Source organism: Kineococcus sp. R86509 (genome assembly GCF_042466365.1).
Classification (GTDB): Bacteria; Actinomycetota; Actinomycetes; order Actinomycetales; family Kineococcaceae; genus Kineococcus.
This window is the reverse complement of sequence record NZ_JAXHCE010000001.1, coordinates 460,514-474,108: the sequence shown is the minus strand read 5'-3', so window position 1 is coordinate 474,108 and position 13,595 is coordinate 460,514. Positions and strand designations below refer to the sequence as shown.

General features: G+C 73.7%; 15 protein-coding genes. 13 read left to right on the top strand and 2 right to left on the bottom strand.

Features of this window, described 5'->3' with window-relative positions; translation table 11 throughout:
- The first annotated feature begins 45 nt into the window (after window positions 1–45).
- A complete protein-coding gene (gene pdxS, locus SJY07_RS02305) occupies window positions 46–960 on the top strand; it encodes a pyridoxal 5'-phosphate synthase lyase subunit PdxS (protein WP_380156771.1) in 915 nt (304 codons plus the stop codon).
- A gap of 10 nt (window positions 961–970) precedes the next feature.
- On the top strand, window positions 971–1,495 hold the full coding sequence (locus tag SJY07_RS02300) for an NUDIX hydrolase (RefSeq protein ID WP_380156769.1): 525 nt from the start codon (window positions 971–973) through the stop codon (window positions 1,493–1,495).
- A gap of 2 nt (window positions 1,496–1,497) precedes the next feature.
- On the opposite strand, the gene SJY07_RS02295 is transcribed toward SJY07_RS02300, so the two are convergent.
- Window positions 1,498–2,343, bottom strand: coding sequence for a PIG-L deacetylase family protein (locus SJY07_RS02295; RefSeq protein WP_380156767.1), 846 nt, complete (start codon window positions 2,341–2,343; stop codon window positions 1,498–1,500).
- A gap of 222 nt (window positions 2,344–2,565) precedes the next feature.
- Between SJY07_RS02295 and SJY07_RS02290 the strand changes: the two genes are divergently transcribed.
- The 5 genes from SJY07_RS02290 (at window position 2,566) to ruvC (ending at window position 6,983) form a co-directional block, all read left to right on the top strand.
- The gene (locus tag SJY07_RS02290) at window positions 2,566–3,645 is read left to right on the top strand and encodes a YbhN family protein (protein WP_380156765.1); all 1,080 of its coding nucleotides are present in this window, start codon (window positions 2,566–2,568) and stop codon (window positions 3,643–3,645) included.
- Window positions 3,642–4,814, top strand: a complete 1,173-nt coding sequence (locus SJY07_RS02285; protein ID WP_380156763.1) for a glycosyltransferase family 4 protein — start codon at window positions 3,642–3,644, stop codon at window positions 4,812–4,814. The genes SJY07_RS02290 and SJY07_RS02285 overlap by 4 nt, the downstream gene beginning before the upstream one ends.
- On the top strand, window positions 4,811–5,464 hold the full coding sequence (gene pdxT, locus SJY07_RS02280) for a pyridoxal 5'-phosphate synthase glutaminase subunit PdxT (protein ID WP_380156761.1): 654 nt from the start codon (window positions 4,811–4,813) through the stop codon (window positions 5,462–5,464). The genes SJY07_RS02285 and pdxT overlap by 4 nt, the downstream gene beginning before the upstream one ends.
- Before the next feature lie 48 nt (window positions 5,465–5,512).
- Window positions 5,513–6,274, top strand: coding sequence for a YebC/PmpR family DNA-binding transcriptional regulator (locus SJY07_RS02275; protein ID WP_328295853.1), 762 nt, complete (start codon window positions 5,513–5,515; stop codon window positions 6,272–6,274).
- 76 nt (window positions 6,275–6,350) lie between these two features.
- Window positions 6,351–6,983 (top strand): crossover junction endodeoxyribonuclease RuvC, encoded by a 633-nt coding sequence (ruvC, locus tag SJY07_RS02270; RefSeq protein WP_328295854.1) that lies wholly within the window; start codon window positions 6,351–6,353, stop codon window positions 6,981–6,983.
- Here ruvC and SJY07_RS02265 read toward each other — a convergent pair.
- Window positions 6,902–7,618 carry a dienelactone hydrolase family protein gene (locus tag SJY07_RS02265; RefSeq protein WP_328295855.1) on the bottom strand — a complete coding sequence of 239 codons (717 nt, stop codon included), beginning with the start codon at window positions 7,616–7,618 and terminating at the stop codon, window positions 6,902–6,904. The genes ruvC and SJY07_RS02265 overlap by 82 nt on opposite strands.
- Before the next feature lie 108 nt (window positions 7,619–7,726).
- On the opposite strand from SJY07_RS02265, the gene ruvA reads away from it, so the two are divergent.
- From ruvA to SJY07_RS02235, 6 genes are all read left to right on the top strand, one after another.
- Window positions 7,727–8,317: a Holliday junction branch migration protein RuvA gene (ruvA, locus tag SJY07_RS02260; RefSeq protein ID WP_380156758.1), complete on the top strand. Its 591-nt coding sequence runs from the start codon at window positions 7,727–7,729 to the stop codon at window positions 8,315–8,317.
- The gene (ruvB, locus tag SJY07_RS02255) at window positions 8,317–9,387 is read left to right on the top strand and encodes a Holliday junction branch migration DNA helicase RuvB (RefSeq protein WP_328295857.1); all 1,071 of its coding nucleotides are present in this window, start codon (window positions 8,317–8,319) and stop codon (window positions 9,385–9,387) included. The genes ruvA and ruvB overlap by 1 nt, the downstream gene beginning before the upstream one ends.
- A gap of 174 nt (window positions 9,388–9,561) precedes the next feature.
- Window positions 9,562–9,924, top strand: coding sequence for a preprotein translocase subunit YajC (yajC, locus tag SJY07_RS02250; RefSeq protein WP_328295858.1), 363 nt, complete (start codon window positions 9,562–9,564; stop codon window positions 9,922–9,924).
- 95 nt (window positions 9,925–10,019) lie between these two features.
- Window positions 10,020–12,047 (top strand): protein translocase subunit SecD, encoded by a 2,028-nt coding sequence (secD, locus tag SJY07_RS02245; RefSeq protein ID WP_380156755.1) that lies wholly within the window; start codon window positions 10,020–10,022, stop codon window positions 12,045–12,047.
- A 5-nt stretch (window positions 12,048–12,052) separates the two neighbouring features.
- Window positions 12,053–13,039, top strand: coding sequence for a protein translocase subunit SecF (gene secF / locus SJY07_RS02240; protein WP_380156753.1), 987 nt, complete (start codon window positions 12,053–12,055; stop codon window positions 13,037–13,039).
- On the top strand, window positions 13,036–13,593 hold the full coding sequence (locus SJY07_RS02235) for an adenine phosphoribosyltransferase (RefSeq protein WP_380156751.1): 558 nt from the start codon (window positions 13,036–13,038) through the stop codon (window positions 13,591–13,593). The genes secF and SJY07_RS02235 overlap by 4 nt, the downstream gene beginning before the upstream one ends.
- Window positions 13,594–13,595 lie beyond the last annotated feature (2 nt).

Sequence of the window (13,595 nt, the reverse complement as noted above, 5' to 3'; positions counted from 1 at the left end):
GACGAGCGCCTGAACTCTCTCCTTCTGAATCGCGAGGCGACGACCGTGAGCACCGACAGCACCGAGCAGACGAGCGCACCGGCGGTCGGCACCAGCCGCGTCAAGCGCGGCATGGCCGAGATGCTCAAGGGCGGCGTGATCATGGACGTCGTGACCGCCGACCAGGCCCGCATCGCCGCCGACGCCGGGGCGGTGGCCGTCATGGCCCTCGAGCGCGTCCCCGCCGACATCCGCGCCCAGGGCGGCGTCTCGCGGATGTCCGACCCCGACATGATCGACTCGATCATCGCCGCGGTCTCCATCCCGGTCATGGCCAAGGCCCGCATCGGCCACTTCGTCGAGGCCCGGGTGCTGCAGTCCCTGGGCGTGGACTACATCGACGAGTCCGAGGTCCTCACCCCCGCCGACTACACCCACCACATCGACAAGCACTCCTTCACCGTCCCCTTCGTCTGCGGGGCGACGAACCTCGGCGAGGCGCTGCGCCGCATCACCGAGGGCGCGGCGATGATCCGCTCCAAGGGCGAGGCCGGCACCGGTGACGTCTCTAACGCGGTCATGCACATGCGCACGATCCGCGCCGAGCTCAACCGCCTCCGCTCGATGGAGGAGGACGAGCTGTACGTCGCCGCCAAGGAGATGTCCGCGCCGTTCGACCTCGTCCGCGAGGTCGCCGAGAAGGGCAAGCTGCCCACCGTCCTCTTCACCGCGGGCGGCATCGCCACCCCGGCCGACGCGGCGATGATGATGCAGATGGGGGCCGACGGCGTCTTCGTCGGCTCCGGGATCTTCAAGTCCGGCAACCCCGCCCAGCGCGCGGAGGCCATCGTCAAGGCCACGACCTTCCACGACGACCCCGACGTCATCGCCAAGGTCTCGCGCGGTCTGGGCGAGGCGATGGTCGGGCTCAACGTCGAGGAGATCCCCGAACCGCACCGGCTGGCCCAGCGCGGCTGGTGACCCGCCTCGCGTGAGCACCGACCCCCTCGGCCCGGAGTGGGCCCACGGTCCCGACGGGCTCCGCACCCGCAGCGCGTCCCGCGTCGTCGTCCTCGACGACGCGGGACGCGTGCTGATGCTGCGCGGGTGCGACCCGGCGACCCCGGGCAGCGACTGGTGGTTCACCGTCGGCGGCGGTCGGGCGCCCGGGGAGGACGCCCGCGTCGCGGCGTGCCGGGAGCTGCGCGAGGAGACGGGGCTCGACGTCGACCCCGCCGAGCTCGTCGGGCCGGTGTGGGTGCGCAGCGCGGAGTTCCCCTTCCTCGGCGCGCGGTGCCGGCAGGCGGAGGAGTTCTTCGTCCTGCGCGTGGGGGAGGGTTTCACCCTCGACGTGGCCGGCTGGACGGACCTGGAACGGGAGTCGGTCAGCGAGTGGCGCTGGTGGGCACCGGCGGACCTGGCCGCCGCGGGGACGACGTACTACCCGGGCGACCTCGTGCGTCTCGTCGCGCAACTCCCGCTGGCCTGGACGGGCGACCCGCTGCCCATCGTCTGAGGTCAGCGCTCCCGCACGTCGGCGAAGACGTCACCGAGCGGCCGTCGCGCCGGGACGGCACCCCGCTGGACGAACCACTCCCGCCCGGCGAGGACCCGGAAGACGGGACGCGGCAGCAGCAGCAGCAGGCCGAGCCCCCGCACGCCGCGCGCTCCACCCGTCTCGGACTGGCTGGCGTGCGCGGCGAGGGCCGCGCGCTTCGCCCCCGCGTGCGCGCGCACGTCGACGCGGTGGGTGATGTCGGCGCGCGCGGTGAAGGCCCCGCGGACCCGCTCCGCCGTCACCTCGCCGACGACCCCCGGCAGCAGGGACACCACACGCATCGCCCGGTGCAGCAGCGTCCGGTCCGCGGTCGCCTCCAGGACCACCGGGGTGCCCGCGAGCTCGGCGGCGAGCGCCCCGACGCGGTGGACCTGCACGTGGTCGGGGTGGCCGTAGCCGCCCCGGGCGTCGTAGCTGGTGAGGACGTCGGCCCCCTCCTCGAGCAGGACCTGCGCCACCTCGGCGGCGACGACCTCGACGGGCAGGTCGCTGAAGACCGGCTCCCCGTCGCTCGCCGCCGCCGTGAGGTAGCCGCTGTCCCGGTGCCCGAGCCGCACGACGCGGGCCACCCCGAGCGCCCGGGCCGAGCGGTGCAGCTCCTCGACCCGGCGGGCGGCCAGAGTTTCGGTGGGACCGTCGGCGAGGCCCGCCGCCCCGTCGGTCGCCACCACGAGCACCACCCGGTGGCCCTCCGCCGCGGCGCGCGCCAACGTCCCGCCGGTCAGCAGCGCCTCGTCGTCGGGGTGGGCGTGCAAGGACACGAGCACGTGGGTGCCGTGCTCGCGGGTCTGCGGGTCATGGCTCACCGATCCACCCTGGCACGGGCCGGGGGCCGCCCGGGGCGCTCGGACACGCGCCGCGGTGAAGATCATCCCGGGGGTGGACACCACCCGGCCGTAGGGGGTGCGAGCGGCACCCCGGTAGGACCGCAGGGGGGCACCGGGGACCGATGACGGCCCCTGGTCACCTCTGCCACCGTGGGGACCAGGGGCGAGCGAGGAGGACCAGTGGTGGTGGTGGTGGTGGTGGTGGAGGAGCGACCGGACGTGGTGCCGGAGCGCCCCCGGCGCTCGGGGACGCGGGTCGCGGCGGGTCTGGTGACCACCGCGGCGGCCGTGGTGGCCGTGGCGGTGCTGCCCCGTCTCGTCGGGGCCGGCTGGCACGAGGTCGCCGCCGCGGTCGCCGGGGTGGGTGCGGGGCAGCTCGTGCTCCTGGTCCTGGTGTGGGCCGCCGGCCTGCTGGTGTGCGCCGGGGTCCTGACGGCGTCGCTGGCCGGGTTGTCCCGGCGCCGCGCCGTCCTGCTCAACCTCTCCGGCAGTGCCGTGGCGAGCGCGCTGCCCTTCGGCGGTGCCGTCGGTGTCTGGCTCAACTCCCTGATGCTGCGCCGCTGGCGCTTCTCCGGCCGCGACGTCGCCTCCTTCACGATCACCAGCAACGGGGTCGACCTGGTGGGGAAGTTCGCGGTGGCCCTGCCTGCGCTCGCGATCGCCCTGGGCACCGGGGGGATGCCCCGGCTGCCGCACGCCGAGGGGTGGTCGATCGCGCTGGGGTCGAGCGTGCTCGCGGGGGCGCTCGTCGTGGTCGCGGCGGGCACGAGCCGCGGTCTGCGGACCCTCTCGGGGGCGCTCGCGAGCGCGGACCGGCTGCTCGCGCGGTCGCCTCGTCGCGCCTCTGCCCCGCGCGTCGCGGCGCAGTGGTTCCTCGGCCTCGACGAGGTCCGGACCACCGTGCTGGCGCGGGTGCGCGCCGAGTGGCCCCGGTTGACCTTCGGGGTGCTGGGCTACGTCGCCCTGCAGGGACTGCTCTTCGTGCTCTGCCTGCGGGCGGCCGGTGTGCACTCCGCGGCGACCGTGGTCCTCGCGGCGTTCGCCCTGGACCGGGTGGCGAGCAGCGTTCCCCTCACCCCGTCGGGGACGGGGATGGCGGAGGCCGCGGCCTGCGCCGTGCTCATCGGGGCCGGGGCTCCCGCCGTGCCCGTCCTGACCGGTGTGCTGCTGTACCGCTTCCTGATCGTGGTGCTGGAGGTGCCCGTGGGTGGGATCGCCCTGGGCGGGTGGCTGCTCGCGCACCGCGGTGACCGCAGCGGTGACGGGAGGGGTCTTCGATGAGCGTCCTCACGCTGCCGCCCGAGCTCGTCCGCGCGGCCCGGACTCCGACCTCGCGCGTCCTGCTGGTGGCCGACAGCTACCTGCCCCGCCTCGGGGGGATCGAGCTGCACGTGCGCGACCTCGCGACCCGGCTGTCCGAGCAGGGGCACGCGGTGACGGTCGTGACGGCCACGGGCGCGTTCCCGGACGAGGTCCCCGGGGGACCGTTCCGGGTGATCCGGCTGCAGCCGGCCGACGCGCTCGGGGTCGTCGACCCGGTGCTCTGGAGCGGCGCCGGTCGCGCCGAGCTGCACGAGCTGGTGGCGGCGGCCGACGTCGTGCACGCCCACTCCTCGGTCGTCTCCCCGCTGAGCTGGGCCACGCTGCGCGCCGCGCACCGGCTCGGGGTCCCGGCGGTCGTCACCGTGCACTCGATGCTCCCGCGCGGCAGTGCCGTCCCGTTGGCGCTGGCCCTCTCGTCGCGGCGGGCGGGGTCGCTGCGCTGGACCGCGGTCAGCGAGGCCGTCGCCGCCCCGCTGCGCCGGGCCACCGGAGCGCCGGTGGCCCTGCTGCCCAACGGCATCGACCCGGCCCCCTGGCGCGGCGTCCCGCGGTCGTCGGGGTCGGAGCCGTTCACGGTGGTGACGGCCGGGCGCTTCGCCGCCCGCAAGCGGGTCCTGCCGCTGCTGGGGGTGCTGCGCGACCTGCGCGCCTCGCTGCCCCACGACCTCCCGCTGCGGGCGGTCCTCGTCGGGGACGGACCGCAGCACCGCGCGGCCCGGGCCTTCGTGCAGCGCCACGACATGGGTGACTGGGTGTCGCTGCCGGGGCGCCGGACGCGTCCCGAGCTGGCTGAGCTCTTCGCCACCGCCGACGTCTACGTCGCCCCCGCGGTGTGGGAGTCCTTCGGCCTGGCCGCGCTGGAGGCGCGGTGCGCCGGGCTGGCCGTCGCGGGGATGGCCGGCAGCGGGCTCGGCGAGTTCGTCACCGACGGGGTGGAGGGCGCGCTGGCCCGCGACGACCGGCACCTGGCCGAGGTCCTGGCCGCCTGGGCGCTGGAGCGCGGACGGGTGGACGCGATCCGCCGGCACAACGTCACGACCGATCCGCGGGTGACGTGGGAGCGCGTCCTGCCCGCCACCCTGGCCGCGTACGAGGCGGCCGGGGCGCGGCCTAGTCTTCGCGCGTGAGCGTTGGAGGAACCGGATCGGGAGGGCCTGACGTCGTCATCGGCGTCCTCGCCCTGCAGGGCGACGTCGGGGAACACGTCCGCGCGCTGGAGTCCGGGGGAGCGCGGGCGGTCACCGTCCGCCGCCTCGCCGAGCTGGAGAGCGTCGACGGTCTCGTCCTGCCCGGGGGCGAGTCGACGACGATCGACCGGTTGCTGCGGGTCTTCGAGCTCCGCGACGTCCTGCGGGCCCGGATCACCGACGGGTTGCCGGTCTACGGCTCGTGTGCGGGGATGATCCTGCTGGCCGACCGGATCCTGGACGGGGGGAAGGGCCAGGAGACCCTCGGCGGGATCGACATCACCGTGCGGCGCAACGCCTTCGGACGCCAGGTCGACTCCTGGGAGGAGCTCCTCCCGCTCGAGGAGATCACCCGCGGGGGACCGGCGGTCGAGGGGATCTTCATCCGGGCGCCGTGGGTCGAGGAGGCCGGTCCGGAGGTCAGCGTGCTCGCCCGACTGAGCGCGGGGCCCGCCGCGGGTAGGATCGTCGCCGTGCGACAGGGTCGTCTGCTCGCCACGTCGTTCCACCCGGAGATCACCGGGGACGACCGGGTGCACCGCTACTTCGTGGAGATGGTCCGCGACAGCGTGGCGGCGACGACGGCCTGAGCGCACACACGTTTTTCGAGCAGGTAGAGCAACGGCGGAGGGAAGCAGATGTCCGGCCACTCCAAGTGGGCGACGACCAAGCACAAGAAGGCCGTCGTCGACGCCAAGCGCGCCAAGAGCTTCGCCCGACTGATCAAGAACATCGAGGTCGCGGCGCGCACGGGCGGCGGCGACGTCTCGGGCAACCCGACGCTCTTCGACGCGATCCAGAAGGCGAAGAAGACCTCCGTGCCCGCCGACAACATCGACCGCGCCGTCAAGCGCGGCTCTGGTGCCGAGGCCGGCGGCGCGGACTGGCAGACGATCATGTACGAGGGCTACGGCCCCAACGGCGTCGCGCTCCTCATCGAGTGCCTCACCGACAACAAGAACCGCGCGGCCATGGAGGTCCGGACGGCGATGACCCGCAACGGCGGCTCGCTCGCCGACCCGGGGTCGGTGGCCTACATGTTCACCCGCAAGGGTGTCGTCGTCATCGGCAAGGAAGGCACCGACCTCACCGAGGACGGCGTCCTCGAAGCCGTGCTCGAGGCCGGGGCCGAGGAGGTCACCGACCAGGGCGACACCTTCGAGGTCGTCAGCGAGGCGACCGACCTCGGCGCCGTGCGTGACGCGCTGAAGGCCGCGGGGATCGAGTACGACTCCGCCGACGCCAGCTTCGTGCCCAGCGTCGAGGTGCCGCTGGACGCCGAGGGCGCGACGAAGGTCTTCCGTCTCATCGACGTCCTCGACGACTGCGACGACGTGCAGAACGTCTACGCGAACTACGACGTGTCCGACGACGTGATGGCGGCCCTCGAGGACGCCTGACCCACCGCCCCGACGCCCGAGCGCTCCCGAGCGCGGCTCCCGGCCCCCACGACCGCTCCGTGCGATCGTGGGGGCCGTGCGCGTTCTAGCGGTCGACCCCGGGCTGACCCGGTGCGGCGTCGGGGTGATCGACGCGGTCCGCGCCGGACGTCGCGCCGAGCTCGTCGGCGTCGGCGTCATCCGGACCCCCGCCACCGATCCCGTGGCCTCCCGGCTGCTCGCGATCAGCGACGGCCTCGACGAGTGGCTCGACACCCACCGCCCCGACGTCGTCGCCGTCGAACGCGTCTTCGCCCAGGCCAACGTCCGTTCCGTCATGGGGACCGCGCAGGCCGCCGGTCTGGTCCTCGTCGCCGCCGCGCGCCGGGGACTGCCCGTGGCGATGCACACGCCGAGCGAGGTGAAGGCCGCGGTGACCGGGTCGGGGCGGGCCGAGAAGGAGCAGGTCACCGTCATGGTCACCCGCATCCTCGGTCTCGACGCCCCGCCCCGGCCCGCCGACGCCGCCGACGCCCTCGCGCTGGCGTTGTGCCACCTCTGGCGGGGCGGGGCGACCTCCCGACTGGAGGCCGCCGCGCACACCGCCCTCGTCACGGGCCGGCGCAACGCCTACGCGGAGGCGGAGGCTCAGGCGCGCTCGGCCGCGAGCCGACCCCGCAGGAAGGCCGTCGTGCGCTCCCAGGCCAGCTCGGCCGACTCGGGCCGGTAGCTCGGGCGTTCGTCGTTGTAGAACGCGTGCGGGGCCGGGTAGACCTCCATCGTCACCTCGACCCCCGCCTGCTCGCGGATGCGGGCCTCGGTGGCGCGCACACCCTCCAGCGGGACGGAGGTGTCCTCGGCGCCGTAGTGGCCCAGCACCGGCGCCCGCAGGCCGGAGTAGTCGGTGTCCGGGCCGGGGAGCCCGTACCAGGGCACCGCCGCGCCGATCCGGTCGCCCTGCTGCGCAGCCAGGGTCAGCACGAAGCCCCCGCCCATGCAGAAGCCGACGACCCCGGCGCGTTGCGAGGTGGTCTCGGGCAGGTCGAGCAGGTACGTGACGGCCCCGGCCAGGTCGCGGGCCGCGTCCTGCGCGGGCAGGTCGGTGAGCAGCTGCGCCGCCTCGGCGGAGTCGTGGGTCGTGCGCCCGCCGTAGAGGTCCGGGGCCAGCGCCACGAAGCCCTCGCGGGCGAGGCGGTCGACGATGCCGGCGATGTGGTCGGTGAGGCCCCACCACTCCTGGACGACGATGACGCCCGGGCCGCTGCCGGACTCGGGGACGCGGAGGTAGCCGTGGGCGTGGCCGGACTCGGTGGCGCTGTCGAAGGTGACGTTCTGGCGGGGGTTCGCGGTCTTCTCGTGGGTCACGGCAGCACTCTGCCCCCAGGGTCCGCGCGGCGCGCCTGAGGGGTCGTGTCGCAGGGGCCGTCTAGCCTCTCGTACAAGTGTTCGTCGGGTGTCTCGGAGGTCGTGCTGGTGATCGCGTCGGTGCGTGGGCAGGTGCTCGCGGTGCGGCTGGACTCCGCGGTCGTGGAGGTGGGTGGCGTGGGGATGTTCGTCCTGGCCGCGCCCGCCACGCTGGCCGGTCTGCGCGTGGGCCAGGAGGCGTTGCTGCACACCACGTTGGTGGTGCGCGAGGACTCCCTGACGCTGTTCGGCTTCGCCGACGCCGACGAGAAGGAGGTCTTCGAGATCGTGCAGACCGCCTCCGGGGTCGGGCCGAAGATGGCGCTGGCCATGCTGGCGGTGCACCGCCCCGACGGGATCCGCGCGGCCGTCGCCTCCGAGGACCACGCGGCCCTCGTCCGGGTGCCGGGCATCGGCAAGAAGACCGCTCAGCGCATCTGCCTGGAGCTGGGGGACCGCCTCGGACCGCCCTCGGGGTCGATCGCGCCGGCGGCCTCGCCCTCGGGCGGGGACGCGCGCAAGGACCGGGTGGTCGAGGCCCTGGTCGGTCTGGGTTACCCGCTCAAGCAGGCCGGTGACGTCGTGGAGGTCGTGCTCGACGACGACCTCGACGTGCCGGGCGTCCTGCGGGCGGCGCTGCGCCACCTGTCGGGTCGCTGATGGAGGACCGGCTGGTGACGACGGGGGCCGACGAGCACGAGCGCGCCGCCGAGTCCGCGCTGCGCCCCCACGGTCTCGACGAGTTCGTCGGGCAGAAGGTCGTGCGGGAGCAGCTCGCGCTCGTCCTCGACGCCGCCAAGGCGCGCGGGATGCCCAGCGACCACGTCCTCTTCTCCGGTCCGCCCGGGCTGGGCAAGACGACGCTGGCGATGATCGTGGCCTCCGAGATGGGCGCCCCGTTGCGCCAGTCCAGCGGTCCGGCCATCCAGCACGCGGGGGACCTCGCGGCGGTGCTGAGCTCGCTCGACGAGGGTGAGGTGCTGTTCCTCGACGAGATCCACCGGATGGCCCGCCCGGCCGAGGAGATGCTCTACATCGCCATGGAGGACTACCGCGTCGACGTCATCGTGGGCAAGGGCGCGGGGGCCACGGCGATCCCGCTGGAGTTGCCGAAGTTCACCCTGGTCGGGGCGACGACCCGGGCCGGCCTGCTCCCGGCGCCGCTGCGCGACCGGTTCGGCTTCACCGGCTACCTCGACTTCTACACGCCCGCGGAGCTCGTGCAGGTGTTGCGCCGCAGCGCTTCCCTGCTCGGGGTACAGCTCACCGCGGAGGGGGCCGCCGAGATCGGCGGCCGCTCGCGGGGGACGCCCCGCATCGCCAACCGGCTGCTGCGCCGGGTCCGCGACTGGGCGCAGGTGCGGGGGTCGGGGATCGTCGACCGACACGCGGCCCGGGCGGCGCTGGAGGTCTACGAGGTCGACGAGCGCGGCCTGGACCGCCTCGACCGCGCCGTGCTCGACGCGTTGTGCCGGCGCTTCGGCGGCGGGCCGGTGGGTCTCTCGACCTTGGCCGTCGTCGTGGGGGAGGAGGCCGAGACCGTCGAGACGGTCGCCGAGCCCTTCCTGGTGCGCGAGGGGCTGCTGGGACGGACCCCGCGGGGTCGGATCGCCCTGCCCGACACCTGGGCCCACCTGGGACTCACCCCGCCCCGCAACGCGCCCGTGGGGACGGCCTGGGCGTTCGCTCCCGAGGGCGACGAGACCGACGAGGACCCCTCGCAACCCTGAGCGTCGCTGGGCTGGGCCGGACGGGTGAGCCTCTAGACTCCACGGGCGAGTCGGTCCCGGGTGGGTCCCTGCGGAACCTCACAGGGCCTCACCGCGTTGGCCCGGCCGTGCCGGCACCGGGTCGGCGCAAGCACCGGTGAGTCGTCGATCCCACCGGTGCGGAGAGGTTTTGTCGTGGGTGGTGGCAGCAGCCAGCTGATCTTCCTGCTGATCATGGTCGCCCTGTTGGTGTTCATGTTCAGCCGGACGCGCAAGCAGCAGAAGGCTCAACAGCAGATGCAGACCGGGGTCGCGCCCGGGGCCAGGGTCATGACGACCTCGGGCATGTTCGGGACCGTCGTGGAGATCGAGGGTGACGAGGTCGTCCTCGAGATCGCCCCCGGCCTGCAGACCCGGTGGACCCGCCGGGCCGTCGCCCGCGTGGTGGCGCCGACCGAGGTGGCTCCCCTCGAGGAGAGCGTGGACCCGGGCGACGGTGCTCTCAGCCTGCAGAAGCGCGACGACGACACCGCGGGCGGTGCCCCGCGCGCACAGTGACTACTGATAAGACAGCAGTCGTCCACTAGCAGTGACAAGCTTGCGCTGACCGGGTGAACATCCGTCACCCGGTGAGCGCCGTCCCGAGGTATTGAGTGTCCAACGACAGGCCGACGTCCACCAGCGGGTCCCCGAACCGGCCGCCCCGCGTGCGCCGCGGTGCGCCCATCCGCCGACCCCACCCGGGCCGCACCCTCGCGGTGCTGGTCCTCGTCGTCGTCGCGATGTTCGCGTCGGTGGCCGCCGGTTCGATCTGGAGCACCGCGAAGTGGTCGCCCGGTCTGGCCCTCGACCTCGAGGGCGGGACGCAGATCGTCCTGACGCCCCGTTCGACCAACGGCGGGACGGTGCCCACCGAACAGGTCCAGCGCGCGGCCGAGATCATCCGGCAGCGCGTCGACGCCACCGGGCTGAGCGAGACGGAGGTCTCCGTCCAGGGCGGGCAGAACATCTCCGTCTCCATCCCGGGCCAGGCCACCCGTGAGCAGCTCAACCTCATCTCGCAGTCGGCGCAGATGCGGATGCGGGTCGTCCTCTTCGACGAGGCCGTCACCCCGCCCGCCACCGACACGCCCACCGAGGGGGCCACCCCCACGGACGGGGCCACGCCCACCGACGGTGCGTCGGCGAACCCCACCGACGGGGCGACGCCCACCGACGGGGCGACGCCCACCGACGCGGCGACCCCGACGGGCGCAGCCACGCCCGACCCGACGCAGAGCGCGGACGGCGCGGCCGCCCCCGCCGCCCTGCAGGCCGCCACGACCGCTCCCACGGAGGCGCCCACCGCTGCGGTGACGCCCCCGACGCTCGCCGACATCGCGACCCCGACCCCCACCCCGGGGCCGGGACAGCCCAGCGGCACCCCGGCGGCCTCGCCGACCGACGCGAGCGACTTCGACAACTACCAGACCATCCCGGACCTCCCGGCCCTGTTCCAGAACCTGGACTGCTCCGACCCGGCCCAGCGCGCACGGGGCATCGCCGACGACCCGACCAAGGTCCTCGTCACCTGCAGCCAGGACGGCACGTACAAGTACGTCCTGGGCCCGGCCGAGCTCGAGGGCACGCAGCTCACCAGCGCGGTCGCCACGACCGCGACGAACAGCTCCGGGGTGAACACCGGCCAGTGGGTCGTGCGGTTGAAGTTCAACAGCGCGGGCGCCGACGCCTTCTCGAAGCTCACCACCCGCATCTCGACGCTGCCTTCGCCGAAGAACCAGTTCGCCGCGGTCCTCGACGGTCTCGTCATCACCGCTCCCACGGTGTCCCAGCGCTTCGGCGCCGACGTCGACATCGAGGGGAACTTCACCCAGGCCAGTGCCGAGGCGCTGGCCCAGCAGCTCCAGTTCGGCGCGCTGCCGGTGTCGTTCGTCGTGCAGACCCAGGAGCAGGTCTCCGCGACCCTCGGCTCGGAGCAGTTGCGCCACGGGCTGCTCGCCGGGTTGATCGGTCTGATCCTCGTCGTCGCCTACTCGCTGGTCCAGTACCGCGCGCTGGGCCTGGTGACCATCGGCAGCCTCGTGCTGGCGGCGGCGCTGAACTTCGGGGTCATCCTGCTGCTGAGCTGGCTGCAGGGCTTCCGGCTCAGCCTGGCCGCGATCGCCGGGCTCATCGTCGCCATCGGCATCACCGCCGACTCGTTCATCCTGTTCTTCGAACGCGTCCGCGACGAGATCCGCGACGGCCGCATCCTGTCCTCCGCCGTCGAGGCCGGCTGGTTCCGCGCCCGGCGCACGATCCTCGTCTCCGACGCGGTCAGCCTGCTCTCGGCCGTGGTCCTCTACGTCCTCGCCGTCGGCAACGTCCGGGGGTTCGCCTACACCCTGGGCATCACGACGATCATCGACGTCGCGATCGTGATCCTCTTCACCCACCCCGTCGTCGCACTGCTGGCGAAGACGAAGTTCTTCGGCGGTGGGCACAAGTGGTCCGGTTTCGACCCCGAACACCTCGGGTCCGTCGTGGCCCGGGTCGCCCTGCACCACGGCGAGCACCGGCCCACCGTGGCCGAACGCCGTGCGGCGGAACGGGAGAAGGCCCGGGCGACGTCCGGGTCGGGTGGCGGTCAGGGTGAGGGCGAGCCGGACGCCGGCCGCGACGAGAACGAGGCGGGTTCCTGATGGGCATGGCGCAACTGGGCAACCGGCTCTACACCGGTGAGTCCTCCTTCGACTTCGTCGGCCGCCGCAAGCTGTGGTTCCTCATCGCGGGTGCGCTCGTGCTGATCTCGGCGATCCTGCTGGTCAAGCCCGGACTCACCTACGGCATCGAGTTCGAGGGGGGCGCGGAGTTCCGCGTCTCCGGGACCACGAACCAGGACGCCGCCCGCGAGGCGGTCCAGGCGGTCCTCCCGGACGCCGTGCCGACGGTGACCACCGTCGGCGGGAACGGGTTGCGGGTCCAGACCGAGACGGTCAGCACGACGCAGCTCGACGAGATCCGGGCCGAGCTCGCGCAGAAGCTCGGGGTCTCCCAGAACGACGTGAACCCCTCGAGCATCGGTCCGAGCTGGGGTGCGGACGTGACCAACAAGGCCCTCACCGGTCTGATCGTCTTCCTCGTCATCGTGTCCATCGTCATGGCGCTGTACTTCCGGGCCTGGACGATGGCGATCGCCTCGCTCGTCGCGCTGTTCCACGACCTGCTGATCACCGCCGGGGTCTACGCCCTCGTCGGGTTCGAGGTCACGCCGGCCTCGGTGATCGGGTTCCTGACGATCCTCGGCTACTCGCTCTACGACACCGTCGTGGTCTTCGACAAGGTCCGCGAGAACACCGACGGCGCCTTCCTCAAGAAGGACCGCACCTTCGGTGACGCGGCCAACCTCGCGATCAACCAGACCGTCGTGCGTTCGGTGAACACGACCGTCGTGGCCCTGCTGCCCGTCGCCGCGATCCTCTTCATCGGGGACCTGCTGCTCGGCGCGGGCACGCTGCGCGACATCAGTCTCGCGTTGTTCGTCGGCATGCTCGTCGGGGCGTACTCGTCGATCTTCGTCGCCACGCCGCTGCTGGTCGTGCTCCGCTCCCGCGAGGCGCGGGTCAGGCAGCTCGACCGCGACGTCCGCGAGGGCGTCACCGCCGAACCCGTCACCGCCGGCGACCCCGCGTGAGCCGGGTGCTGACCGTGCCCGACGCCGAGCGCGTCGCGGCCACGGTGGTCGCCGGCTTCCGCGACGTCCCCGACTTCCCCGAACCGGGAGTCGTCTTCAAGGACATCACCCCGCTGCTGGCCGACGCGTCGGCGTTCGCGACGGTCGTCGCGGCGCTGGCGGAGGTGGCCCGGGCGACCGGCGCCACCGCCGTGGCGGGGATCGAGGCCCGCGGGTTCATGCTCGCCGCCCCGGCCGCCGAACGCGCCGGGCTGGGGTTCTGGCCGATCCGCAAGGCCGGGAAGCTGCCCGCGCCCGTGCACCGGCGCGACTACGCCCTGGAGTACGGCACCGCCGCCCTGGAGCTGTCGGCGCACACCGTCGGTGCGGGGGAGCGGGTCCTCGTCGTCGACGACGTCCTGGCCACCGGCGGAACGGCCCGCGCGGCGTGCGAGCTGCTGGAGGAGGCCGGGGCCGAGGTGGTCGGCCTGGCCGTGCTGCTCGAACTGGGGTTCCTCGCCGGTCGTCCGCAGCTGGGCCAGCGGCCCGTGCTGGCCCTGCACACCGAGGCCTGAGC